This is a genomic window from Burkholderia ubonensis, assembly GCF_902833085.1.
In the GTDB taxonomy this organism is placed as follows: Bacteria; Pseudomonadota; Gammaproteobacteria; order Burkholderiales; family Burkholderiaceae; genus Burkholderia; species Burkholderia ubonensis.
The window spans coordinates 435,628-458,475 of sequence record NZ_CADFEB010000004.1; the positions used below are offsets into that span (position 1 = coordinate 435,628).

Below are 22,848 nucleotides of genomic sequence, written 5' to 3' on the forward strand. Positions count from 1 at the left end.
GCGCCGACGGCTGCGGCCCCGCTCATTCAAGCGTCCGTGCGCCGGGCGCGCGCGATTGACCGCGTCATCCGGCGCCACTTAGAATCGTTTGTCAGCCGCGCGCCGCAGCGTGTGCGGAATGGTTGATCCGCCAGTCGAGAAGGCCCTGTGCTCATGTTCGTCATCCGGCGCGCGCCGGCCGCCCGCGCGTGGCGCGCCACCTGTCGCTCGGCCCGCGCGCTGGCCGTCTGCACGTTGCTGTCGCTCGTCGCCGCGTGCGCGACGCATCCGCCCGCCACCACGCTCGAGCGCACGGTGTCCCACGCGTTGCCCGCCGATGCCGCGACGCCGCTGCGCGACGCGCTCGCCGCGCCCGGGGGCGCGCGTCCGGGCGAATCGGGTTTCCGCCTGCTCGCGGACGGCGCCGCCGCGCTGCAGATGCGCATCGCGCTCGTCCGCGCGGCGACCCGGACGCTCGACATGCAGTACTACATCGCCACCGAGGACACGACCGGCAAGTTGCTGCTCGGCGCCGCGCTGTACGCGGCCGATCGCGGCGTGCGGGTGCGGATGCTGGTCGACGACCTGAACTTTCACGACATCGACCGCGTGATGGCCGCGCTGAACACGCACCCGAACATCGAGATCCGCGTGTTCAATCCGTTCGGCGCGTCGCAGTGGGGCGTGATGCAGCGCACGACGATTTTCTTCACACGGATCGACCGCTTCACGCGCCGGATGCACAACAAGGCGATGATCGCCGACAACCAGGTCGCGATCGTCGGCGGCCGCAATCTCGGCGACGAATATTTCAGCGCGAGCCCGACGCTGCAGTTCCGCGATCTCGACGTGCTCGCGGCCGGCCCGGTGACGCGCGACATCTCCGCGAGCTTCGATGCGTACTGGGCGAGCGCCAGCAGCTATCCGCTGCGGGTGCTGAATCATCAGACGTTCGATCAGAAGGAACTCGACGCGATGCGCGACGAGTTGCGCGCGCACTGGCGCGAGAACGCGGAGCCGTACAACGCGAAGCCGCTGAACGCGACGCCGCTCGCGCAGCAGATCGCGCGCGGCGAACTCGGCCTCGTCTGGGCGCCGGCCGAGTTCAAGGCCGACGCGCCCGACAAGGTTGTGCGGCCCACCGACGACTACGTGAGCCCGCCGATGCGGCGTCTCGCCGAGCTGATCCGCGCCGCGCAGCACGAATTCCTCGCGTTCTCGCCGTATTTCGTGCCACATGACGAGGGCGTGAAGATCCTCGGCGACACCACCGCGCGCGGCGTGCGCGTCGCGATCCTGACGAACTCGCTCGCCGCGACCGACGCGGTGGCCGTGCAGGCCGGCTACGCCCCGTACCGCGTGCCGCTGCTGCAGCACGGCGTCGAGCTCTACGAATACAAGGCGCGGCCCGGGCGGCCGCGGCCGCGGCTGTTCGGCTCGCGCTCGCGCGCGAGCCTGCACGCGAAGGCCTACGTGATCGACCGCGAGATCCTCGTGATCGGCTCGATGAACCTCGATCGGCGTTCCGCGCACCTCAATACCGAGCTGGCGCTCGTGATCCACAGCCCGGCGCTCGCGCAGCAGGTCGCGACGATCTTCGCGCGGGCGACGCAGCCTGACGAAAGCTATCGCGTGCAGCTCGCGGCGCTGTCGGGGCCCGGCGCGTCCGTGCTGATATGGACCGGCACCGACGACGGCGTGCTGCGCACCTATCATGTCGATCCGTATGCGGGGCTGCTGCGCAACGTGCTGACCGGCGTGTTCATGCTGCTGCCGGTCGACGACCAGCTATAAGGGCCGGCCCGCGGCTGCCGTTCCGGTGCGCGCGGAAAGGTGATATGGTTGCATGCGCAACGATCATGGCGTCGCGAAGGTGCTGCCGGAATCGCCGCACATCGCGTGCGGCCTGGTACGTGCCTGCCCAACAGGAGGACTCGCATGCATCACGTGCCGAACCAGCCGTTTACCCGTCCCGCCCGCTGTTCCGACGCCGAATGGCAGGCGCGCGTGCAGCTTGCGGCCGCGTACCGCATCTTCGATCAGCTCGGCTGGACCGAGCTGATCTACAACCACATCTCGCTGCGCGTGCCGGACGCCGAAGGGCATTTCCTGCTCAATCCGTTCGGCCTGCATTACCGCGAGGTGTGCGCGTCGAATCTCGTCAAGGTCGACATCGACGGCAACGTGATCGGTCATTCCGACTGGCCGGTCAATCCGGCGGGCTTCACGTTCCACGGCGCGATCCATGCCGCGCTGCCGGACGCGCATTGCGTGATGCACGTGCACACGACGCCCGCGATGGCCGTGTGCAGTTCGCGCGGCGGCCTGTCGTTCTCGAACTTCTACGCGGCGCAGCTGTACGGCAAGGTGGCGTATCACGACTTCGAAGGCATCACGGTGCACCTCGACGAAGGCCGGCGCATCGTCGCGAGCGCCGGTGGGCGGCCCGTGCTGCTGCTGAGGAACCACGGGCCGGTCACGATCGGGCGCACGCTTGCCGAGGCGTTCTCGCTGATGTGGCTGCTCAATCGCGCGTGCGAAGTGCAGGTCGCGACGCACGCGATCGGCGACCCGCTGCCGATCGCGCCGCCGGTGCTCGAGGCGTGCGTGCGCGACTCGCTGAACTTCGACCCGAAGCACGGCGCGGGGCAGGATGCGTTCGACGCGCTGCAGCGCCTCGTCGATCGCATCGATCCGGGGTATCGCGGCTGACGCGCCGGCCGTGCGACGTCCGGCAGCGACGCAGGGCGATGCCGTGTCCCCATGTCCGTCGAGCAGGCAAAAAAAACGCGGCCGGGTGGCCGCGCAAATACTCGCAGACTCCTTCGGACGAAGGAAACAAGCAACTGTGAAACGAAGTGTAGCGAAACGCTGCGCGCGGATTCAGGCGTCCGGCTGGAAAGGTCTGTTTCAGGATGCGTCAGGCTGGCCGATGCACTCACGGAGCGGCGCCGATCGACTAACATGGGCGGGACGTCATCCGTCCGGATGGCGCACACCGTCGGACAAGGAGATTCCATGCCGAAGCTGCGTTTCCTCCAGGTGGCGTTACTCGCGGGCGTGCTGGCTGCCGGCAGCGCCGCTGCTGAAACGGTTCGCCTGGCTGCCAACCTTCAGCCGTCGAGCGAGGTGCCGCCTACCACCAGCCACGGTTCGGGCAACGTCGACGCGACTTACGACACGGCTACCCACACGTTGCAATGGACGATCACCTACAAGGACCTGACCGGCCCGGCCGCCGCCGCGCATTTCCACGGGCCGGCGTCCGTCGGGCAGAACGCCGGCGTGCAGGTGCCGATTCCGAAAGACGGCCTGGCGAGCCCGATCAGGGGTTCGAAGGAACTGAACGATGCGCAGGTGATCGAGCTGATGGCCGGCAAGTGGTACTTCAACATCCATACGAAGGAGCATCCGTCCGGCGAGATCCGCGGGCAGGTGCTGCCGGCCGGCTGAGCGGCGGCGTTTGATATAGCGCCACTCTTTGAGCGACACGCCGTGCTCGATCCCGCGCGTGGTCCGCGCTTCACCGAGTTGCGGATGCGGTCGCCGCGCCGCGCCGCCGGCAATGCGAAGGCGCCGGCGTCGCGCTCGAACGGGCGGCTCAGCGCGTGGGCGACGCGTCGATCGCCTGGTAGGCGGCCTCGACGGCCGCGGCGCCGTACTTGCGCTCGAGCCGGCGCACGGTGAAGTGGCCGTGAGCCATCTGCTGGAAGTGATCGATGAACAGCGTGTTGACGGTCGCGCCGAGCACCGCGCCGATCGCCGGGATCGACTTCGCCGCCATCTGCTCGGTCACCTGCACCGAGAAGCGCGACGCGATGGTCTGTACGAGCCTGAACAGCGCGGCCGAACCGTGTGCGCCGATGCCCTTCGACGTGATGTCCGACGACGCCTTCGAGATCGCCTGCGCGAGCGCGCCGCGCAGCACGAAGTAGCCGAGATCGGCGTCTTCTTCCTTCTTGTCCGGGTTGCCGCCCATTCCGAGCACGGCGAGGCACTGCAGCTGCGCGTCCACCGACGACAGGTCCTCGCCTTCGCTGCGCGCGATGTCGCAGACCGAGCGGAAGATCAGCGTCGTCGTGACCGGCAGCTCGACCGGCAGCGCGACGAAGCCGAACGCGCCGCCGGCGGCGCCCGTCGTCGCGACCGCGAGCTTGTGCAGCAGGTTGCTCGGCCTGTCGTGCACGTCGGGCGCGTCGGCGTCGGGTGCCGGCGGCTTGCCGAGCGTGCGCAGCGCGAGGTTCAGGCACTTGCGCAGCGCGAGCTGGGTCGCGTCGTTGATCTTGCCGGTCGCGAAATCCGGCAGCCTGCCGATCATCTTCTCGATCGGCGCGCCGAGCAGGCCCGTCAGCTTCATCGTCAGCGACGGGCTTTCCAGCACCTGCTTCGCGCGCCGCAGCGCGTCCCGATCGTCTGCCGACAGCGTCGTCGCGACTTCGCTTGAAATCGGTTTCATCTTTCTCCTTCGCAACCCGGGCCGGAATGCGGCCGCCAGCTAGGTTATCGCACCAATGATAGAATTTTGAGATTCTTTGACTCGTCAAAAGTTGCGTCGACAAAAATGGCCGTCCACACCGCCGCCCACCATTCGAGCGGGCAAGTGCTGCCGTTCCGCGAATCGCTGCTCGCGATGATCGGCATCTCGTTCGTGACGATGCTCGTCGCGCTCGACCAGACCGTCGTCGGCACCGCGCTGCCGACCATCGTCGCCGAACTGAAGGGATTCGACCTGTATGCGTGGGTCGCGACGTCGTACCTGCTCAGCTCGGTGATCACCGTGCCGATCTTCGGGCGGCTCGGCGACTACTACGGGCGCAAGCCGTTCGTGATCGTGTCGATCGTCGTGTTCACGGGCGCGTCGGTGCTGTGCGGGATGGCCAACGACATGCTCTACCTGGTGCTCGCGCGCGGCCTGCAGGGCATCGGCGGCGGGATGCTGGTCGGCACCGCGTTCGCGTGCATTCCCGACCTGTTCCCCGATTCCGTCGTGCGGCTGCGCTGGCAGGTGATGATGAGTTCCGCGTTCGGCATCGCGAACGCGATCGGGCCGTCGCTCGGCGGCGTGCTGACCCAGTCGCTGGGCTGGCGTGCGGTGTTCTACGTGAACCTGCCGGTCGGCCTGCTGTCGCTGCTGTTCGTGTGGCGCTACCTGCCGCACCTGCGGCACGTCGAGCACGACCGGAAGATGCGGCTCGACTGGCCGGGCGCGCTCCTGATCGCGCTGGCGCTCGGCGCGCTGCAGCTGTTCGTCGAATGGCTGCCGAAGCACGGCGTCGCCGGCTGGCCGACGCTGCTGCTCGGCGTCGCGCTCGCAGCCGGCATCGGGTTGTGGCGCTGGGAGAAGCGCTGCGCGCAGCCGATTTTGCCGTTCGACATGTTCGGCAACCGCGCGCTGTCCGCGCTGTTCGTGCTCGCGATCCTCGCCGGCTTCTCGATGTTCTCGCTGCTGTTCTACGCGCCGCTGCTGTTCCAGGGCGGGTTCGGCATGTCGCCGAAGGAAGCGGGGCTCGTCATCACGCCGCTCGTCGTGTTCATCACGATCGGCAGCATCATGAACGGCCGCGTCGTCACCCGCATCCGCAACCCGAACGCGATGCTGCACGTCGGCTTCGCGCTGTTCGCGATCACGTGCGCGGGCGTCGCCGTGTCGACGCATGCGACGCCCCGCTGGCTGCTGATGGCGCTGATGGTCGCGGGCGGCGTCGGCCTCGGCTTCGTGCTGCCGAACCTGACCGTGTTCGCGCAGCAGACCGCCGGACGCGAGCACCTCGGCATCGCCACCGCGCTGCTGCAGTCGCTGCGGATGGTCGGCGGGATGGCCGGCACCGCGCTGACGGGCACGCTCGTCAGCCAGATGTATGCGGGCGGCGTGCGCGACGCGCTCGGCGCCGACCACGCGCTGCAATGGCACGCGCAGCTCGCCGACCCGCAGATCCTGATCGACCGCGCGGCGCAGGCCGGCCTCGTCGGCGAGTTGACGCGCGCCGGGCATAATGGCGCGCTGCTGCTGGAGGCCGCCCGCGAATCGCTCGTCAGCGCGATTCACGTGGGCGTCGCGGTAGCGGCGGCGGTGGCCGTGTATGCGGTGTGGCAGTGCCGCCGCGTGCCGCCCGTCACGCTGCGGCGCAAGATCGAACCGCACGTCGCGGCCGATTGACTCCGATCAACCGATTGAACGAACCGAACTGAACGCATGGAAGAACAGGACCGCGTCGCGATCTTGCAGCAATTCGGACGGACCTATCGCGCGTTCTTGACCGCGTTCGAGGCGCACGTCGGCCAGCCGATGCCGCGCTGGCGCATCATGGTCGCGCTGCACTCGCTGGATGGGGAGTCGTCGCAGAAGCGGCTCGTCGAGATTCTGCGGATCGACCCCGGCGCGCTCACGCGCCAGCTGAAGGCGCTCGACGCGCTCGGCTGGATCGAGCGCGAATCCGACGAGCGCGACAACCGCGTGACGAACGTGAAACTGACCGCCGACGGGCGTGCGGCGTTCGAGGCGAGCCTGCCGCGCCGCCGCGCGTTCCTCGACAAGACGGTCGCGCGGCTGCCGGACGACGTGCTGAACTCGCTGTCCGGCGCGCTGGCGATGCTCGAGGAGCGGATCGCCGAAGTCGGCACGCCGCCGACGGCGGGCTGAGCGGGCAGGGGCTTGAGGCCGGCGGCGCGCGGCTAGCGGCCGCGCCGGCGTGCCGTGTTACAGCTCGATGCGCGTGCCGAGCAGCGCGAGGAATTGCGCGAGCCACGCCGGATGCGCGGGCCACGCGGGCGCGGTGACGAACGGCGCGTCGGTGACCGCCGCATCGACCGGGATGTCCGCATATTCGCCGCCCGCGAGCTTCACTTCGGGCGCGCAGGCCGGGTAGGCCGAGATGCGCTTGCCGCGGATCACGTCGGCGGCGGCGAGCAGCTGCGCCGCATGGCAGATCGCGGCGATCGGTTTGCCGGCTGCCGCGAACGCGCGCACGAGTGCGATCACCTTCGGATCGAGCCGCAGGTATTCCGGCGCGCGGCCGCCCGCGATCGCGAGCGCGTCGTAGCGCGCGGCGTCGACGTCGTCGAACGACGCGTTCAGCGCGAACTGGTGGCCGGGCTTTTCCGTGTAGGTCTGGTCGCCCTCGAAGTCGTGGATCGCGGTCTTGATCCTGTCGCCCGCGCGCTTGCCCGGGCAAACCGCGTCGACGTGGTGGCCGACGGCCTGCAGTGCCTGGAACGGCACCATCGTTTCGTAGTCTTCGGCGAAATCGCCGGTGAGCAACAGGATCTTCTTCGCGGCCATGGCTTTCTCCCGGGTCCCATGCAAGGGTGAGCGGGGCGCGAGCGCGCCCCGGAACGAAAGCGCAGTGTACTCCGGCGGCCTGAAACCGGTATGACGCAAGGCCGCCCCGTCGCGCGACGGGGCGGCCGGATCACGTCGGAAGGAAGGTCAGAAGAACGTTTCGACCACTTCCGTCACGCGGAACTGCGGATCGAGCACGAGCAGCTGGCGCCACTTGTCGAACGTCAGGCACGGGTGCGAGATGTCGAACGCGATCATGTCGCCGACCTTCACGTCCGCGCCGGGCGGGATCTGCAGATACGCGTGCTGGTCCATCAGGCCGGTGATCGCCCAGCCTTCGCTCGCGGCGACGTCGCGCGGCGCGCTGTCGCGGCCCGGGCGGAAATGCCGGGCCGGCTCGGGCAGGCCCGCGTCGAACGCCGAGTCGCGCTTGCCGAGCGCGACGATCGCGCGGTTCGGCTCCGGCACCGACTGCACGTACGCCCACAGCTGCAGCGCGGGCAGCAGCCCTTCGCCCATCTTGCGTGCGGTCGGGTTGCGCGCGAACACGTCGGTCTGCGCCTTCTTGTAGATGCCGACGTCGTGCGTCAGGTAGCAGCCCGGGCGCAGCACGACTTCCGCGAAGCCCGCGCCGGACGCCTTCGCGAACTCCTCCGCGACCACGTCGTACCACGCCGAACCCGCGCCGGACAGGATCGCCGGCGTGCGCGCGAAGCGGCCGGCGGCGGCGAGCTCGCGCGTCAGCGCGACCGCGCCCTGCAGGAACGCGCGGATCTCGCCTTCCTCCTTCAGCACGCCTTCGTAGAGTTCGATCCCGGCCAGCTTCAGCGTGTCCGGATAGCGGGCGAGCGCCGCGAGCACCGCGTCGCGCTGCGCGGCGTCGCGCACGCCGGTGCGCCCGCCCGGCACGCCGAGCTCGAGCAGCACGTTGAGCGACTTCTTCGCGTCGCCGAAGAAGCGGCCGAGCTGGTCGACGCCGTCGGCGGAATCGACGCAGCAGAAGAACTCGAAGTCGGGATCCGACAGCAGGCCCGCGATGATCGTCATGTTCTGGCGGCCGACCAGCTGGTTCGCGAGCAGCACGCGCCGCACGCCGCCGTGATACGCGGCCTGCGTCTGGTGCGCGGTCGCGAGCGTGATGCCCCACGCGCCGGCGTCGAGCTGGCGGCGGAACAGCTGCGGCGCCATCGTCGTCTTGCCGTGCGGCGCGAACTTGACGCCGTATTCCTCGACGAACGCCTGCATCCAATTCAGGTTGTGCTCGATGCGGTCCTCGTACAGCACTGCGGCCGGCAGGCTGACGTCCTCCGCGAGCAGGTTCCACTCGAGGCGGCCCGCGTCGCCGAGCGGCACGCTCGCGCTCGGCAGATTGCCGAGACCCTTGCCGAAGGGATCGATCGTCGCATCCTGATAGTTTGTAACTTTCATCTCATCCCGCTCCATCATTGATATGCATTGCACTGAAGTTGACATGCCGATGGTACAGAAAGTAGCATCGGCGCGGTAATGTTATTTAGTAACATGGTGCGCCGCACCCATTCCCGCAGATGAATTCGTCCGCCACTTCGTCTTCCGTCCCGCCGGCTGCCGGCGCTGCCGCCCAGCCGACCGTCGACATCGTCGCCCGGATCGCCGAATGCGCGCCCGAGCTGCGCGACGCCGAGCGAAAGGTGGCCGCGTTCATCCTCGCCGATCTCGCGCGCGCCGCGCATGCGAGCATCGGCACGCTCGCGCGCGACGCCGACGTGAGCGTCGCGACGGTCACGCGCTTCGCGAAGGCGGTCGGCTGCCGCGACGTGCGCGAGCTGAAGCTGCTCGTCGCGCAGGCGGCGGCGGTCGGCCAGCGCTTTCTCGCGCCGTCCGACGGCGCGGGCGAGGATGACGCGAATCCCGCGTCGGTCGTCTACGACGAGATCCAGGTCGCGCTCGCGCACAACCACCAGCTGCTGCGCCAGACGTCGTTCGACGCGGCCGCCGACCTGCTCGCCGGCGCGAAGATGGTCTACGTGTACGGGCAGGGCGGCGGCTCGACCGCGCTCGCCGACGAGCTGCGCTTCCGTCTCGTGCGCTTCGGCCGGCCGGTCGCGAGCTACCAGGACAGCGTGCTGCAGCGGATGGTCGCGGCGACGGCGTCGCGCGATTCCGTCGTGGTCGCGCTGTCGGTGAGCGGGCGCGTGCCGGAGCTGCTGGAAAGCTGCGCGCTCGCGAAGCGCTACGGCGCGCCGCTGATCGCGGTGACCGCGCCCGCGTCGCCGCTCGCGCAGCTTGCCGACCACCTGATTCCGGTCGTCGCGTTCGAAACCGATTTCATCTACAAGCCGTCGACGTCGCGCTACGCGATGATGATGGCCATCGACGTGCTCGTCACCGAGGTCGCGCTGCGGCTCGGCGACGCGTGCCGCGAATCGCTGCGCCGCGTCAAGCATGCGCTCGATGCGCACCGCGGCGGCGGAGACCGCCAACCGCTAGGAGACTGACCATGCATTCGCATCCCGAAGCCGCCGATACGCTGATCGTCGGCGCGCAGCTGTACGACGGCACCGGCGCGCCGCCCGTCGAGCGCGACGTCGCGATCCGCAACGGCGCGATCGTCGCGATCGGCAACCTGTCGAACTGGCTGGCCGAGGAGGTCGTCGAAGCGAACGGCCGCGCGCTTGCGCCGGGCTTCGTCGACGTGCACACGCACGACGACACGCATGTGATCCGCTCGCCGCAGATGCTGCCGAAGATCACGCAGGGCGTGACGACCGTGATCGTCGGCAACTGCGGGATCAGCGCGTCGCCGGTGACGCTCGCGGGCGATCCGCCCGACCCGATGAACCTGCTCGGCGAGCGCGGCGCGTTCCGGTACCCGACCTTCGCCGACTACGTCGCGGCGGTGAACGACGCGCGGCCGGCCGTCAACGTCGCCGCGCTCGTCGGCCACACCGCGCTGCGCAACAACCAGATGGACCGCCTCGACCGCGCGGCCACCGATGCGGAAATCGCCGGCATGCGCGCGCAGCTCGAGGAGGCGCTCGCGCACGGCGCGCTCGGGCTGTCGTCGGGGCTCGCGTACGGCTCCGCGTTCGCGGCGCCGCCCGAGGAGGTGATGGCGCTCGCCGAGCCGCTCGCGAACGCGGGCGCGCTGTATACGACGCACATGCGCACCGAGTTCGACGCGATCCTCGACGCGATGGACGAGGCGTATCGCGTCGGCCGTCACGCACAGGTGCCGGTCGTGATCTCGCACCTGAAATGCGCGGGCCCGTCGAACTGGGGCCGCAGCACCGAGGTGCTCGCGTCGCTCGAAGGCGCGCGCCGCTACCAGCCGGTCGGCTGCGATTGCTATCCGTACAGCCGCAGCTCGTCGACGCTCGACCTGAAGCAGGTGACGGGCGACATCGACATCACGATCACGTGGTCGGAGCCGCATCCGGAAGTGGCGGGCAAGCTGCTGAAGGCGATCGCGGCCGACTGGGGCGTGACCGAGCAGGAGGCCGCGCAGCGGATCCGGCCGGCGGGCGCCGTGTACCACAACATGTCCGAGGACGACGTGCGGCGGATCCTGTCGCATCCGGCGACGATGGTCGGCTCGGACGGCCTGCCGAACGATCCGCTGCCGCATCCGCGGCTGTGGGGCGCGTTCCCGCGCGTGCTCGGGCATTACGCGCGCGACACCGGCCTGCTGCCGCTCGAGGAGGCGATCCGCAAGATGACGTCGCTGTCCGCGCGCCGCTTCGGGCTCGCGGGGCGCGGCGAGGTGCGGGTGGGTTTTCACGCGGATCTCGTGCTGTTCGATCCTGCGCGCGTGATCGATGCGGCGACCTTCGACAAGCCGCAGCAGCCCGCGCACGGCATCGACGCGGTGTGGGTCAACGGCGTGCTGACCTACCGCGACGGCCAGCCGACCGGCGAACGCGCGGGCGGCTTCGTTGCGCGCGGCGTGCGTGCGCAGGCGAGCGCCGATGCAGTGTTCTGACAGCTGACAGGGGCAATTTCCGTGCGCGCCGCGTTGGGCGCGCGCATCCGTAACCAAGAACAGGAGTGAAACGATGAAGCGATATGGCGTAGGCGAAGCGAAGGGGACGGGCGGGCAGGTGATGCCGTTCGCGCGTGCGGTCGAGGCCGACGGCTGGCTGTACGTGTCGGGCCAGACGCCGATGGTCAACGGCGAAGTGGTCGAAGGCGGGATCGTCACGCAGTCGAAGCAGACGATCGAGAACGTGATCGCGATCCTGAAGGAAGCCGGCTACGGCCTCGAGCACGTCGTGCGCTGCGGCGTGTGGCTCGACGATGCGCGCGATTTCGCGTCGTTCAACAAGGTGTTCATCTCGTACTTCGGCGAGCATCCGCCGGCGCGCGCGTGCGTGCAGTCGAGCATGGTGATCGACTGCAAGGTCGAGGTCGATTGTATTGCGTACAAGGCGCCGGCGAAGTAAGGCGGCGCGGGTAAAAGCTGTGCAACAAGGCCGGCGCATTGGCGTGCGCCGGCCTTGTTGCGTTATGACGGAGTCGATGCGTGGGCAAGGGCGATCGGCGAGGGGATAGAGGGGGGGCGCTCAAACGCAACTCGGTTGAGGCGGCATAGAGCGGCGCCGGAATTTCGCTTTTTGTGACAAAGTTTTTTCGACGGGGCTCAACGTGACACATCCGTCTAGCGGAAGGTGGCAGCGATCGGCGCAGGTGCACGGCACGATCGCCAAGTACAACCGCCTTGCCAAACCCGAGGGCAAGGTGATTTGATGGAAGATCGCAATTAAACTGGGGTATTGAATGCTCTCGATTGACTCCAGTGGGATGGTCGTTAGTTCGCGCGTGAGGCAGGTCAGAAAAACTCAGATAGAGCGCGGTGCGATGCAGATGGTCAGTGGGATTATTGTTCATCAAACTGGTGGTTCAACTGCGGCCTCTGCATTCAGTAGCTATAAAAATGCGTCTGCTAATGGAGCGCATTTTTTGATCGAAAAGGATGGAGCGATTTATCAGACGGCATCTTTGAAGAAGCAGACTTGGCATGTCGGCCGTGTCAAGGCGCGCTGTGTTGCGGAAATGCGTTGCACGCCAGTCGAACTGGAGCAACTTCGCCGTTTTGACCCGCGTGGCGAAAACCGGCGGGAGATGCGCAAGGCGGTCCCGGATCGTTACCCTTCCAATACAGATAGCATTGGCGTGGAATTAGTCGGTGAAGCTCTACCGCTCGACGAACCCGTTCCAGAGCGACGAACCTACGTCGCGGCGCCAGAAGCTCAGAATGACTCGCTTCGATGGCTCATTCATGAACTTTCGATAACACTGAACGTCCCGATGGCAGAGGTCTTTCGCCACCCAACGGTATCACGAAAGAACGATACAGAGGCAGCGAGGGTGCAATGGTGACTCGGATCGCAGCTTTGACCTTGGCACTCCTGCTAAACCACAGCGCGGTTGCGGGCACGCTATCCGATCGCTTGTCGCCCAGCAAGACAGGACTCACTGTCGCGCCGGAGTCAATCAAGATCACCAAAAACGGTGCGTGGTCGGCTGATATCAGCGGGTACGAAACGGCGGATACGTGTCGCGCGTTCGTTCTTCGACAGGCGGATGTCAGCGCGTTTTTTAAGCGCGCGAACCGCGTCACCGAACGGGAATACAGCCATGAGTTGGACGCTGCAAATTGCTATGCCGAAGGCAAAGCCTATCTTGCGAATGGTGGTGTGGCGAAATGGAGGATAGACCAAGCAAGGCGCGGTCTCGTTTCCATGCCCGATGGCCGAACACGCTACCTGTATTGTCCGAAGTGCCGAGCCAACGTGTTCGCGCCGAATTAGAGGGATGCTGCTCAATACGAGTTTGCTGATCGATCTTAGGCCGCTCAAGGATCGACATCCGGGGCACGCGGAACATTATTTGCCGGCTCGTCGATTTCGACGCGAGCCAGAGGACAAGGTGTTCTGATGGAAAACGTGCGTTGGGACGAGATCGAAGCCTCCGTCAGATCAGAGGCGGGGCTCGGAAAATCCGCGCCGCTATCCGCCGCCACGAGGCTTTGGGAGGATCTTGGCCAAACCGGCGACGAAGCCAACGATTTCATGGGTCTCTTTTTCGAACGTTTTGCCGTCGATACCGGCGACTTCGATTTCCACAGATATTTTCTGATGGAAGGCGAGGGACTGCTCTATTCGCTGTTCCAGCGTTGGGTTCTTCGAAAGCCGCACGGCCTCGAGCGGGAATCGATCACGCTTGCAATGCTGTACCGCGCCGCCGTCGAAAGGAAATGGGACGCCCGGCGATTGGCCGAGCTGTCGTGAAGGGGCGAGACTGCGGATGTGTGCAACCGATGGCGGCGACATGAACGTAATAAACGATCAGCGAAATGACCACGGCGACATGGCCCTGCCATTGCTGATGGGCGAATGGGCCGTGTTGATGGAGATCATCCGCCTGCGGCTCGATCAGATCGGGCGTATCGATCCTGATTCGCTGGATGAGGACGCGCTTGCCGACCTCTACGAGGACCAGGACACGCTGACGCGCCTGCTGGCCTATATCGAGAACAACTTCGCGCGTACCTTCGGCGGTCTGCCGTCGGCACCGGTGCATGAGCGCCGCGCGTGACCGCCAGTGCCGCGAGGTCGGCGCGCTGACGCGGCATCCGGCTTCGCACCCGGAAGTGTTTGCCCTGGGAACAGCTCGGCACCACTACCGCGTGATGAGCCTCGCGCAACAGGCAGCAGCATGAGTCGGATCGCAGATCGCGTCGCGCTTCTGATTTGTGGCGTCGTCTTCGCGGGTATTGCGTGGGCGACCTTCCGGTATGCGGGTGAGTGGGTGATGCCCGTTGTGACGGCCGTGATGCTCGTGGCGCTCGGGAGCGAAGTCCGCCGACTCAGACGCATACTGGACGGCCACGGCATCGATTGGCGTCCGCGAAGACGCCTTTTCCGCAAGTAGTCTGCATTGGCGGGCCGTGAAATGCCCGCCGGCTTCACTTCATTTACTGCCGCGCCGTCCGCGCGTTATCCGGCATCGGCTGGTTGTAGTTCGTGCGGAACGGGTTGATATCGAGCCCGCCGCGCCGCGTATAACGCGCATACACCGCGAGCTTCACCGGTTTGCACGCATGCAGGATGTCGAGGAAGATCCGCTCGACGCACTGCTCGTGAAAGCCCGTGTGATTGCGGAACGAGATGATGTAGCGCAGCAGGCCCGCATGGTCGATCTGCGGCCCGACGTAATGAATCTGCACGCTGCCCCAGTCCGGCTGGCCGGTGACCGGGCAGTTGGACCTCAGCAGATCGGACACGAGCGTTTCCTCGACCGGCGCCTCGTCGTGCGCGGCGGTGAGCAGCGACGGATCGGGCTCGTAGATGTCGGTGTCGAGATCGAGCCGGTCGAGCGACAGCCCGTCGAGCTCGTCCATCTCGAGCTTGCCGAAGTCGTGCGGCGACACGAGCTGCACGGCGACGCTCGCGCCGCACGCGGCCGATACGTCGCGCTTCAGCGCGTCGCGCACCGCGTCGATCGAATCGAATTTCGTCTGCGCGAACGAGCCGAGATACAGCTTGAACGACTTCGATTCGACGATGTTCGGCGATTCGGCCGGCACGTAGAACGTCGCGACCGCGACCTGCGGCTTGCCGCGCGCGTTGAGCCACGACAGCTCGTATGCGTTCCAGATGTCGGTGCCGAAGAACGGCAGCGCCGACGTGATGCCGATCTGCTCGCGCGCGCCGGCGCGCGGGATCGGGAACAGCAGCGACGCGTCGTACTGGTTCGCGTAGACGGTTGCCTTGCCGAGCGGGGAGTGTTCGGGATTCATGATGGGCTCGCTCAGGACAGGAACAGGCGATAGGCCGGATTGCCGCTTTCCTCGACGTACGGATAGCCGAGCGTCGCGAGGAAGCGTTCGAACTCCGCGTGGTCGGCGGGCGGCACCTGCAGGCCGACGAGGATCGAGCTGTAGTCCGCGCCCTGGTTGCGGTAGTGGAACAGGCTGATGTTCCAGTCGGGCGCCATCGACGACAGGAACTTCATCAGTGCGCCCGGGCGCTCCGGGAATTCGAAGCGGAACAGCCGCTCGTCGAGCGCGAGCGGCGAGTGGCCGCCGACCATGTAGCGGATGTGCTCCTTCGACAGCTCGTCGTGCGTCAGGTCGACGGTCTGGAAGCCGTGCGAGTCGAAGTTCGCGGCGATCTCCGCGGATTCGCCGCGGCGCTTGATCTGCACGCCGACGAAGATATGCGCGGCCTGCGCATCGGCGATCCGGTAGTTGAACTCGGTGACGTTGCGCTCGCCGACGAGCGAGCAGAAGCGCTTGAAGCTGCCGCGCTCCTCGGGGATCGTCACCGCGAACACCGCTTCGCGCGCCTCGCCGACCTCGGCGCGCTCGGCGACGAAGCGCATCCGGTCGAAGTTCATGTTCGCGCCGGACGTGATCGCGACCAGCGTCTGGTTTTCGATGCCTTCGCGTTCCGCGTAGAGCTTCGCGCCCGCGACCGCCAGCGCGCCGGAGGGTTCGAGCACGCTGCGGGTGTCCTGGAACACATCCTTGATCGCCGCGCACAGCGCGTCGGTGTTGACCGTCAGGACGCCGTCGAGGTGTTCGCTGCAGAGCCGGAAGGTTTCCTCGCCGACGAGCTTCACCGCGGTGCCGTCCGCGAACAGGCCGACCTCGGCAAGCTCGATGCGGCGGCCGGCGTCGATCGACTGCGCCATCGCGCACGAATCCTCGGTCTGCACGCCGATCACCTTGATCTCCGGGCGCACGGCCTTCACGTACGCGACGATGCCCGCGGCGAGCCCGCCGCCGCCGATCGGCACGAAGATCGCGTGGATCGGGCCCTGGTGCTGGCGCAGGATTTCCATCGCGACGGTGCCCTGGCCCGCGATCACGTACGGATCGTCGAACGGGTGGACGAACGTGAGGCCGCGTTCTTCCTGCACCGTCAGCGCATGCTTGTACGCGTCGCTGTACGATTCGCCCGCCTGGATCACCTCGACCGACGGGCCGCCGTGCGCGCGCACCGCGTCGACCTTCACCTGCGGCGTCGTGACCGGCACGACGATCACGGCCTTGATGCCCATCCGGGCCGCCGAGAACGCGACGCCCTGCGCGTGGTTGCCGGCCGACGCGGTGATCACGCCGCGCGCGAGCGCGTCGGCCGGAATGTGCGCCATCTTGTTGTACGCGCCCCGCAGCTTGAACGAGAACACCGGCTGGTTGTCCTCGCGCTTCAGGTAGACGGGGTTGCGCAGCCGGGCCGACAGGTTGCGGGCCGGTTCGAGCTCTGTCTCGATCGCGACGTCGTAGACGCGCGCGGTGAGGATTTTCTTCAGATAATCGTGGGATGCCATGGGCGCTCGCGTGCAGTGCGGATGCAGACGTAAAAGGTCAATGATAGCGCCTGGGGTCTGTTTTCATACGGATTGCATGTGCGTCGCGACCGTTTCCGGCGGTGCGACGACGATCCGGCGGGCTTAACCGGCCGGTTACCGACCGGCCGGCCGGCGAATGGCGGCCCGAAACCGCTTCGGGCCACGGCCGGCGGGCCTTCCGCCGATATCCCCACGGCCGGTCCGAGGTCTCACGCGAGGCTCGATCATGGGTTAGAATTCCGTTTTGAATCAAGGATCGGAAGATGCAGAGGCACCCTCGGATCGCCCTTTTGAAGCCGTCGCCGCGCGCAGCCAGCCCCGCGGCGGAACGGCATGCGCGCCGCGCGCGATCGTGCTGATGGCTCCGAGTGCCGCCAGGTGTCGACCGGAAGTTGCGCGACAGCGCGCGCTTCGGTCCCGTGCAAAGCCGCCGCACGCCTGGCAATAGAACAGATTTCCCCAAGATTGCGCCCACGCGCTTGCCGACGCCCGTTGCCCGGTGTTTCGGCCCTCCGAGTCGTCCGAACATGAACGCACCACAAGTATTCGATCCGCATGGCGCGGCCTCCGCCGTCGCCGCCGACCCCGCACCTCGTCTGCGCGAGATCCCGTACAACTACACCTCGTTCTCCGATCGCGAGATCGTGATCCGCCTGCTGGGCGAGGAAGCCTGGGCCGTGCTCGACGAGCTGCGTGCCGAGCGCCGCACCGGCCGCTCGGCGCGGATGCTGTACGAAGTGCTCGGCGACATCTGGGTCGTGCGCCGCAACCCGTACCTGCAGGACGACCTGCTCGACAACCCGAAGCGCCGCGCGCTGCTGATCGAGGCGCTGAATCACCGTCTCGGCGAGATCGAGAAGCGCCGCCACGCCGACCTGACCGAACACCAGGACGACGCGGGCCGCGAGCGCGCGGTGCGCGTCGGGATGCTCGAGGCCGCCGCGCAGCGCGCGGTCGACGAATTCGCGGACGAATTCGACAAGATGGCCGAGCTGCGCCGCCGCGCGACCAAGGCGCTCGGCCGCTGCACGCAGAAGGACAACATCCGCTTCGACGGGCTGTCGCGCGTGTCGCACGTGACCGATGCGACCGACTGGCGCGTCGAATACCCGTTCGTCGTGCTGACCCCGGACACCGAAGCGGAAATCGCGGGCCTGATCAAGGCCTGCTTCGAGCTCGGCCTGACGGTGATCCCGCGCGGCGGCGGCACCGGCTACACGGGCGGCGCGGTGCCGCTCACGCCGTTCTCGGCGGTGATCAACACCGAAAAACTGGAGCAGCTCGGCGCGGTCGAGCTGACCGAGCTGCCGGGCGTCGCGCACAAGGTGCCGACGATCTTCTCCGGCGCGGGCGTCGTCACGCGCCGCGTGACGGAAGCGGCCGAGGCGGCCGGCTACGTGTTCGCGGTCGATCCGACCTCGCTCGACGCGTCCTGCATCGGCGGCAACGTCGCGATGAACGCGGGCGGCAAGAAGGCCGTGCTGTGGGGCACCGCGCTCGACAACCTGGCCTGGTGGCGGATGGTCGACCCGGACGGCAACTGGCTCGAAGTCACGCGCCACGAGCACAACCAGGGCAAGATCCACGACATCCCGGTCGCGCGTTTCGAGCTGAAGTGGTTCGACGGCGCGTATGCGCCGGGCGAGAAGCTGCTCAAGAGCGAGATGCTCGAGATCGAGGGCCGCCGGTTCCGCAAGGAGGGGCTCGGCAAGGACGTCACCGACAAGTTCCTCGCCGGCCTGCCGGGCGTGCAGAAGGAAGGCTGCGACGGCCTGATCACGTCCGCGCGCTGGGTGCTGCACAAGATGCCCGCGCACACGCGCACCGTCTGCCTCGAATTCTTCGGCCAGGCGCGCGAGGCGATCCCGAGCATCGTCGAGATCAAGGACTACCTGTTCGAGACGTCGAAGCAGGGCGGCGCGATTCTCGCCGGCCTCGAGCACCTCGACGAGCGCTACCTGCGCGCGGTCGGCTATGCGACGAAGAGCAAGCGCAACGCGTTCCCGAAGATGGTGCTGATCGGCGACATCGTCGGCGACGACGCCGATGCGGTCGCGCACGCGACGTCCGAGGTCGTGCGGATGGCCAACGGCAAGAGCGGCGAAGGCTTCGTCGCGGTCAGCGCGGAGGCGCGCAAGCGCTTCTGGCTCGACCGCAGCCGCACCGCCGCGATCGCGAAGCACACCAACGCGTTCAAGATCAACGAGGACGTCGTCATCCCGCTGAACCGGATGGGCGAGTACACCGACGGCATCGAGCGCATCAACATCGAGCTGTCGCTGAAGAACAAGCTGCAGCTCGTCGACGCGCTGGAGGCGTTCTTCACGAGCGGCAACCTGCCGCTCGGCAAGACCGACGACGCGAACGAGATTCCGAGCGCCGAGCTGCTGGAAGACCGCGTGCAGCAGGCGCTGGAACTGCTCAAGCGCGTGCGTGCGCGCTGGGAGTTCGTGCGCGACCGGCTCGACCAGCCGCTGCGCGAGGCGCAGCACTACCTCGTCGGGCTCGGCTACGAGGCGCTCGCGGAGAAGTTCGCGGACCGCGTCGACCAGCAGCCGGGCGTGAACGTGTTCCACATCACGCAGGACCGCACGGTGCGGATCTCGTGGAAGCAGGAGATCCGCGCGGAGCTGCGCGCGATCTTCAACGGCGGCGCGTTCAAGCCGATCCTCGATGAAGCGCAGGCGATCCACAAGCAGGTGCTGCGCGGCCGCGTGTTCGTCGCGCTGCACATGCACGCGGGCGACGGCAACGTCCACACGAACCTGCCGGTCAACTCCGACAACTACGAGATGCTGCAGGACGCCCACGCGGCGGTCGCGCGCATCATGACGCTCGCGCGCTCGCTCGACGGCGTGATCTCCGGCGAGCACGGGATCGGCATCACGAAGCTCGAGTTCCTGACCGACGACGAGATCGCCGAATTCCGCGCGTACAAGCAGCGCGTCGACCCGAACGGCCGCTTCAACAAGGGCAAGCTGCTCGACGGCGCCGATCTTCGCAACGCGTACACGCCGAGCTTCGGGCTGATGGGCTACGAGTCGCTGATCATGCAGCAGTCCGACATCGGCGCGATCGCCGATTCGGTGAAGGACTGCCTGCGCTGCGGCAAGTGCAAGCCGGTGTGCGCGACCCACGTGCCGCGCGCGAACCTGCTGTACAGCCCGCGCAACAAGATCCTCGCGACGTCGCTGCTGGTCGAGGCGTTCCTGTACGAGGAGCAGACCCGCCGCGGCGTGTCGATCAAGCACTGGGACGAGTTCAACGACGTGGCCGACCACTGCACGGTGTGCCACAAGTGCGCGACGCCGTGCCCGGTGAAGATCGACTTCGGCGACGTGACGATGAACATGCGCAACCTGTTGCGCAAGATGGGCAAGAAGAAATTCAACGCCGGCAATGCGGCGGGCATGTTCTTCCTGAACGCGACCAACCCGCAGACGATCAACGTCGCGCGCAGCGTGATGATGGGCGCCGGCTACAAGGTGCAGCGCTTCGCGAACGACATGCTGAAGAAGGTCGTGACGAAGCAGACGCAGCACCCGCCCGCGACGACCGGCAAGCCGCCCGTCGTCGAGCAGGTGATCCACTTCGTCAACAAGAAGATGCCGGGCAACCTGCCGAAGAAGACGGCGCGCGCGCTGCTCGACATCGAGGACAACAAGATCGTGCCGATCATCCGCAACCCGAAATCGACGACCGTCGATTCGGAAGCGGTGTTCTACTTCCCGGGCTGCGGCTCCGAGCGCCTGTTCTCGCAGGTCGGGCTCGCGACGCAGGCGATGCTGTGGGAAGCGGGCGTGCAGACGGTGCTGCCGCCGGGCTACCTGTGCTGCGGCTATCCGCAGCGCGGTTCGGGCCAGTACGACAAGGCCGAGAAGATCGTCACCGACAACCGCGTGCTGTTCCACCGGGTCGCGAACACGCTGAACTACCTCGACATCAAGACGGTGGTCGTGTCGTGCGGCACCTGCTACGACCAGCTCGCGGGGTATGAATTCGACAAGATCTTCCCGGGCTGCCGGATCATCGACATCCACGAGTTCCTGCTCGAGAAGGGGATGAAGCTCGACGGCGTGAAGGGCACGCGCTACATGTATCACGACCCGTGCCACACGCCGATCAAGACGATGGACCCGGTCAAGCTCGTCAACGAGTTGATGGGCTCGGACAAGGACGGCTACAAGATCGAGAAGAACGAGCGCTGCTGCGGCGAGTCGGGCACGCTCGCGGTCACGCGCCCGGACGTGTCGACGCAGGTCCGCTTCCGCAAGGAAGAGGAGATCCGCAAGGGTGCGGCAAAGCTGCGCAGCATTCCGGTCGTGGCCGGCGACGCGCCGGCCCCGGCCGCGAATGGCGGCGCGGACGTGAAGATCCTGACGAGCTGCCCGTCGTGCCTGCAGGGCCTGTCGCGCTACAACGAGGACGCGAACATCGAGGCCGACTACATCGTCGTCGAGATCGCGCGCCAGGTGCTCGGCGAGAACTGGATGGCCGACTACGTCGCACGCGCAAACCATGGCGGGATCGAGCGCGTGCTGGTCTAATGCGGGCATGACGACCGCACGACTGGGGGCGACGATGAAATGCGTGTTTTGCCGTGAAGACGGCGGCGAGGTGCTCTGGCAGGACGACATGCTGCGCGTCGTCCTTGCAACGGGCGAGCATGACTACCCGGGCTTCTGCCGGGTGATCTGGGGCGCGCACGTCGCCGAGTTCTCCGATCTCGGCGATGCCGACCGCGCCCGCGTGATGGACGTCGTCTGCGCGGTCGAGCGCGCGGTGCGGCGCGTGATGCAGCCGAACAAGGTGAACCTCGCGAGCCTCGGCAACATGGTGCCGCACGTGCACTGGCACGTGATCCCGCGCTTCTCGAACGACGCGCATTTCCCGCAGCCCGTCTGGGCGCCGCGGCAGCGCAGCGTGTCGGAGGCGCTGCTGCGCTCGCGCGCCGCGCAGGCCACGCTGTTGCACAATGCGGTGCGTGAAGAGATTCAACGAATGACCGATTCGAGGCAGCCATGAGCGGTTTGACTTCCACGACCCCGATTCCGTCGGGCGTCGTCGTGCACGCGGTGTCGCGCGTGCTCGAATTGCAGTATTCCACCGGCGAGAACTACCGGATCCCGTTCGAGCTGATGCGCGTCTATTCGCCGTCGGCGGAGGTGCGCGGCCACGGGCCAGGCCAGGAAACCCTGCAGACCGGCAAGCGCGAAGTGACGATCACCGCGCTCGAGGGCGTCGGCAACTACGCGCTGCAGCCGACCTTCTCCGACGGTCATTCGACCGGCATCTATTCGTGGGACTTGCTGTACCAGCTGGCGACGCAGCAGGATGCGCTCTGGCGCGACTATTTCGACAAACTGAAGGCGGCGGGCGTCGATCGCGACGCCCCGATGCAGGCGGCGGGCACGCCGCACGGCCACTGCCACTGAGCGACGGCGCCGGCACTCGGCGCCGTCTTGCCATTTACTGAGGATCAACGCGATGAGCAAAACCCACTTCGGCTTCGAAAGCGTCGAGGAAAACGATAAAGCGAAGAAAGTGGCGGGCGTGTTCCATTCGGTCGCGAGCAACTACGATCTGATGAACGACCTGATGTCGGCCGGCATGCACCGTGCCTGGAAGGCATTCACGATCGCGCAGGCGAACGTCCGCCCGGGCTACAAGGTGCTCGACATCGCGGCCGGCACGGGCGACCTGACCAAGGCGTTCGCGAAGGCCGCCGGGCCGACCGGCGAGGTCTGGCACACGGACATCAACGAATCGATGCTGCGGGTCGGTCGCGACCGGCTGCTCGACAAGGGTGTCGTGACGCCGTCGCTCCTGTGCGACGCCGAGAAGATTCCCTTTCCGGACAACTACTTCGACGTGGTCACGGTCGCGTTCGGGCTGCGCAACATGACGCACAAGGATGCCGCGCTCGCCGAGATGCGCCGCGTCGCGAAGCCGGGCGGCCGCGTGATGGTGCTCGAATTCTCGAAAGTCTGGGAGCCGCTCAAAAAGGCGTACGACCTGTATTCTTTCAAAGTATTACCGTGGCTTGGCGACAAGTTCGCGAAAGATGCCGACAGTTACCGGTATCTTGCTGAATCTATCCGGATGCATCCCGATCAGGACACGCTGAAGACGATGATGGAGCAAGCGGGCCTCGATGCCGTCAAATATTACAATTTGTCAGGTGGCGTGGTAGCTTTACACCTTGGAACCAAGTATTAAGGGGTTCTTTCCATACGTTTGCCTTACATCTGGAG

Annotated in this window: 21 protein-coding genes; 15 read left to right on the forward strand and 6 right to left on the reverse strand. The window is 66.9% G+C overall.

All coding sequences use genetic code 11. From position 1 onward, the window contains the following. Positions 1 to 147 precede the first annotated feature (147 nt). The 3 genes from HWX31_RS13280 to HWX31_RS13290 all read left to right on the forward strand — a co-directional run bounded on the left by HWX31_RS13280 (position 148) and on the right by HWX31_RS13290 (position 3,432). The gene (locus HWX31_RS13280; RefSeq protein ID WP_174964615.1) at positions 148 to 1,773 is read left to right on the forward strand and encodes a phospholipase D family protein; all 1,626 of its coding nucleotides are present in this window, start codon (positions 148 to 150) and stop codon (positions 1,771 to 1,773) included. Between the two features lie 144 nt (positions 1,774 to 1,917). Next, positions 1,918 to 2,691 carry a class II aldolase/adducin family protein gene (locus HWX31_RS13285; RefSeq protein WP_174964614.1) on the forward strand — a complete coding sequence of 258 codons (774 nt, stop codon included), beginning with the start codon at positions 1,918 to 1,920 and terminating at the stop codon, positions 2,689 to 2,691. Between the two features lie 306 nt (positions 2,692 to 2,997). Continuing rightward, positions 2,998 to 3,432 carry a CHRD domain-containing protein gene (locus HWX31_RS13290; RefSeq protein ID WP_174964613.1) on the forward strand — a complete coding sequence of 145 codons (435 nt, stop codon included), beginning with the start codon at positions 2,998 to 3,000 and terminating at the stop codon, positions 3,430 to 3,432. A gap of 148 nt (positions 3,433 to 3,580) precedes the next feature. Here HWX31_RS13290 and HWX31_RS13295 read toward each other — a convergent pair whose 3' ends face one another. Next, entirely contained in the window at positions 3,581 to 4,435 is an 855-nt protein-coding gene (locus HWX31_RS13295; RefSeq protein WP_174964612.1) for an EcsC family protein, read from the reverse strand. A 105-nt stretch (positions 4,436 to 4,540) separates the two neighbouring features. Here HWX31_RS13295 and HWX31_RS13300 point away from each other — a divergent pair, with 105 nt between their 5' ends. Together HWX31_RS13300 and HWX31_RS13305 are read left to right on the forward strand one after the other, a co-directional pair. Then, positions 4,541 to 6,136, forward strand: coding sequence for an MDR family MFS transporter (locus tag HWX31_RS13300; protein WP_174964611.1), 1,596 nt, complete (start codon positions 4,541 to 4,543; stop codon positions 6,134 to 6,136). Between the two features lie 36 nt (positions 6,137 to 6,172). Continuing rightward, positions 6,173 to 6,619, forward strand: coding sequence for a MarR family winged helix-turn-helix transcriptional regulator (locus tag HWX31_RS13305; RefSeq protein WP_059730672.1), 447 nt, complete (start codon positions 6,173 to 6,175; stop codon positions 6,617 to 6,619). A gap of 57 nt (positions 6,620 to 6,676) precedes the next feature. On the opposite strand, the gene HWX31_RS13310 is transcribed toward HWX31_RS13305, so the two are convergent. Together HWX31_RS13310 and HWX31_RS13315 are read right to left on the reverse strand one after the other, a co-directional pair. Continuing rightward, positions 6,677 to 7,258: a DJ-1/PfpI family protein gene (locus HWX31_RS13310; protein ID WP_174964610.1), complete on the reverse strand. Its 582-nt coding sequence runs from the start codon at positions 7,256 to 7,258 to the stop codon at positions 6,677 to 6,679. 147 nt (positions 7,259 to 7,405) lie between these two features. Then, positions 7,406 to 8,686, reverse strand: a complete 1,281-nt coding sequence (locus HWX31_RS13315; RefSeq protein WP_174964609.1) for an amino acid deaminase — start codon at positions 8,684 to 8,686, stop codon at positions 7,406 to 7,408. 119 nt (positions 8,687 to 8,805) lie between these two features. On the opposite strand from HWX31_RS13315, the gene HWX31_RS13320 reads away from it, so the two are divergent. The 4 genes from HWX31_RS13320 (at position 8,806) to HWX31_RS13335 (ending at position 12,616) form a co-directional block, all read left to right on the forward strand. Beyond that, a complete protein-coding gene (locus tag HWX31_RS13320) occupies positions 8,806 to 9,735 on the forward strand; it encodes a MurR/RpiR family transcriptional regulator (RefSeq protein WP_095400578.1) in 930 nt (309 codons plus the stop codon). Between the two features lie 2 nt (positions 9,736 to 9,737). After that, a complete protein-coding gene (locus tag HWX31_RS13325; protein ID WP_059659093.1) occupies positions 9,738 to 11,219 on the forward strand; it encodes an N-acyl-D-amino-acid deacylase family protein in 1,482 nt (493 codons plus the stop codon). A gap of 73 nt (positions 11,220 to 11,292) precedes the next feature. Then, on the forward strand, positions 11,293 to 11,679 hold the full coding sequence (locus HWX31_RS13330; RefSeq protein ID WP_011353171.1) for a RidA family protein: 387 nt from the start codon (positions 11,293 to 11,295) through the stop codon (positions 11,677 to 11,679). A 334-nt stretch (positions 11,680 to 12,013) separates the two neighbouring features. Beyond that, positions 12,014 to 12,616 (forward strand): peptidoglycan recognition protein family protein, encoded by a 603-nt coding sequence (locus HWX31_RS13335; protein WP_174964608.1) that lies wholly within the window; start codon positions 12,014 to 12,016, stop codon positions 12,614 to 12,616. Positions 12,617 to 12,726: 110 nt separating this feature from the next. Here the strand turns inward: HWX31_RS13335 and HWX31_RS13340 are convergent, their stop codons facing one another. Continuing rightward, positions 12,727 to 12,957: a hypothetical protein gene (locus tag HWX31_RS13340; RefSeq protein WP_133117961.1), complete on the reverse strand. Its 231-nt coding sequence runs from the start codon at positions 12,955 to 12,957 to the stop codon at positions 12,727 to 12,729. 216 nt (positions 12,958 to 13,173) lie between these two features. Between HWX31_RS13340 and HWX31_RS13345 the strand changes: the two genes are divergently transcribed. Beyond that, on the forward strand, positions 13,174 to 13,527 hold the full coding sequence (locus HWX31_RS13345) for a DUF1493 family protein (protein WP_059636472.1): 354 nt from the start codon (positions 13,174 to 13,176) through the stop codon (positions 13,525 to 13,527). A 16-nt stretch (positions 13,528 to 13,543) separates the two neighbouring features. Beyond that, positions 13,544 to 13,834 carry a hypothetical protein gene (locus tag HWX31_RS13350; protein WP_174964607.1) on the forward strand — a complete coding sequence of 97 codons (291 nt, stop codon included), beginning with the start codon at positions 13,544 to 13,546 and terminating at the stop codon, positions 13,832 to 13,834. A 379-nt stretch (positions 13,835 to 14,213) separates the two neighbouring features. Here HWX31_RS13350 and queF read toward each other — a convergent pair whose 3' ends face one another. After that, complete coding sequence (gene queF, locus HWX31_RS13355; RefSeq protein WP_059612122.1) at positions 14,214 to 15,038, reverse strand: NADPH-dependent 7-cyano-7-deazaguanine reductase QueF; 825 nt, start codon at positions 15,036 to 15,038, stop codon at positions 14,214 to 14,216. 11 nt (positions 15,039 to 15,049) lie between these two features. Continuing rightward, positions 15,050 to 16,573, reverse strand: coding sequence for a threonine ammonia-lyase, biosynthetic (gene ilvA / locus HWX31_RS13360; RefSeq protein ID WP_174964606.1), 1,524 nt, complete (start codon positions 16,571 to 16,573; stop codon positions 15,050 to 15,052). Positions 16,574 to 17,121: 548 nt separating this feature from the next. Between ilvA and HWX31_RS13365 the strand changes: the two genes are divergently transcribed. From HWX31_RS13365 to ubiE, 4 genes are read left to right on the forward strand one after another with little or no spacing between them, the layout of a single operon-like run. Beyond that, a complete protein-coding gene (locus HWX31_RS13365) occupies positions 17,122 to 21,141 on the forward strand; it encodes a DUF3683 domain-containing protein (RefSeq protein ID WP_059713893.1) in 4,020 nt (1,339 codons plus the stop codon). A gap of 34 nt (positions 21,142 to 21,175) precedes the next feature. Next, positions 21,176 to 21,619 carry an HIT family protein gene (locus HWX31_RS13370; protein WP_059612203.1) on the forward strand — a complete coding sequence of 148 codons (444 nt, stop codon included), beginning with the start codon at positions 21,176 to 21,178 and terminating at the stop codon, positions 21,617 to 21,619. Beyond that, complete coding sequence (locus tag HWX31_RS13375) at positions 21,616 to 22,029, forward strand: gamma-butyrobetaine hydroxylase family protein (RefSeq protein ID WP_059612116.1); 414 nt, start codon at positions 21,616 to 21,618, stop codon at positions 22,027 to 22,029. The genes HWX31_RS13370 and HWX31_RS13375 overlap by 4 nt, the downstream gene beginning before the upstream one ends. Positions 22,030 to 22,081: 52 nt before the next feature. Then, the gene (gene ubiE / locus HWX31_RS13380; RefSeq protein WP_059612114.1) at positions 22,082 to 22,813 is read left to right on the forward strand and encodes a bifunctional demethylmenaquinone methyltransferase/2-methoxy-6-polyprenyl-1,4-benzoquinol methylase UbiE; all 732 of its coding nucleotides are present in this window, start codon (positions 22,082 to 22,084) and stop codon (positions 22,811 to 22,813) included. The last annotated feature ends 35 nt before the right edge of the window (positions 22,814 to 22,848 follow it).

Excerpts from the sequence above, each read along its gene's own strand:
- HWX31_RS13310 (WP_174964610.1), bottom strand. The coding sequence starts at position 7,258 with ATGGCCGCGAAGAAGATCCTGTTGCTCACCGGCGATTTCGCCGAAGAC.
- HWX31_RS13350 (WP_174964607.1), top strand. The coding sequence starts at position 13,544 with ATGTGTGCAACCGATGGCGGCGACATGAACGTAATAAACGATCAGCGA.
- ubiE (WP_059612114.1), top strand. The coding sequence starts at position 22,082 with ATGAGCAAAACCCACTTCGGCTTCGAAAGCGTCGAGGAAAACGATAAA.
- HWX31_RS13375 (WP_059612116.1), top strand. The coding sequence starts at position 21,616 with ATGAGCGGTTTGACTTCCACGACCCCGATTCCGTCGGGCGTCGTCGTG.
- HWX31_RS13365 (WP_059713893.1), top strand. The coding sequence starts at position 17,122 with ATGAACGCACCACAAGTATTCGATCCGCATGGCGCGGCCTCCGCCGTC.
- HWX31_RS13325 (WP_059659093.1), top strand. The coding sequence starts at position 9,738 with ATGCATTCGCATCCCGAAGCCGCCGATACGCTGATCGTCGGCGCGCAG.
- HWX31_RS13345 (WP_059636472.1), top strand. The coding sequence starts at position 13,174 with ATGGAAAACGTGCGTTGGGACGAGATCGAAGCCTCCGTCAGATCAGAG.
- HWX31_RS13290 (WP_174964613.1), top strand. The coding sequence starts at position 2,998 with ATGCCGAAGCTGCGTTTCCTCCAGGTGGCGTTACTCGCGGGCGTGCTG.
- HWX31_RS13370 (WP_059612203.1), top strand. The coding sequence starts at position 21,176 with ATGAAATGCGTGTTTTGCCGTGAAGACGGCGGCGAGGTGCTCTGGCAG.
- HWX31_RS13320 (WP_095400578.1), top strand. The coding sequence starts at position 8,806 with ATGAATTCGTCCGCCACTTCGTCTTCCGTCCCGCCGGCTGCCGGCGCT.
- queF (WP_059612122.1), bottom strand. The coding sequence starts at position 15,038 with ATGAATCCCGAACACTCCCCGCTCGGCAAGGCAACCGTCTACGCGAAC.
- HWX31_RS13300 (WP_174964611.1), top strand. The coding sequence starts at position 4,541 with ATGGCCGTCCACACCGCCGCCCACCATTCGAGCGGGCAAGTGCTGCCG.
- HWX31_RS13285 (WP_174964614.1), top strand. The coding sequence starts at position 1,918 with ATGCATCACGTGCCGAACCAGCCGTTTACCCGTCCCGCCCGCTGTTCC.
- ilvA (WP_174964606.1), bottom strand. The coding sequence starts at position 16,573 with ATGGCATCCCACGATTATCTGAAGAAAATCCTCACCGCGCGCGTCTAC.
- HWX31_RS13315 (WP_174964609.1), bottom strand. The coding sequence starts at position 8,686 with ATGAAAGTTACAAACTATCAGGATGCGACGATCGATCCCTTCGGCAAG.
- HWX31_RS13295 (WP_174964612.1), bottom strand. The coding sequence starts at position 4,435 with ATGAAACCGATTTCAAGCGAAGTCGCGACGACGCTGTCGGCAGACGAT.
- HWX31_RS13305 (WP_059730672.1), top strand. The coding sequence starts at position 6,173 with ATGGAAGAACAGGACCGCGTCGCGATCTTGCAGCAATTCGGACGGACC.
- HWX31_RS13335 (WP_174964608.1), top strand. The coding sequence starts at position 12,014 with ATGCTCTCGATTGACTCCAGTGGGATGGTCGTTAGTTCGCGCGTGAGG.
- HWX31_RS13330 (WP_011353171.1), top strand. The coding sequence starts at position 11,293 with ATGAAGCGATATGGCGTAGGCGAAGCGAAGGGGACGGGCGGGCAGGTG.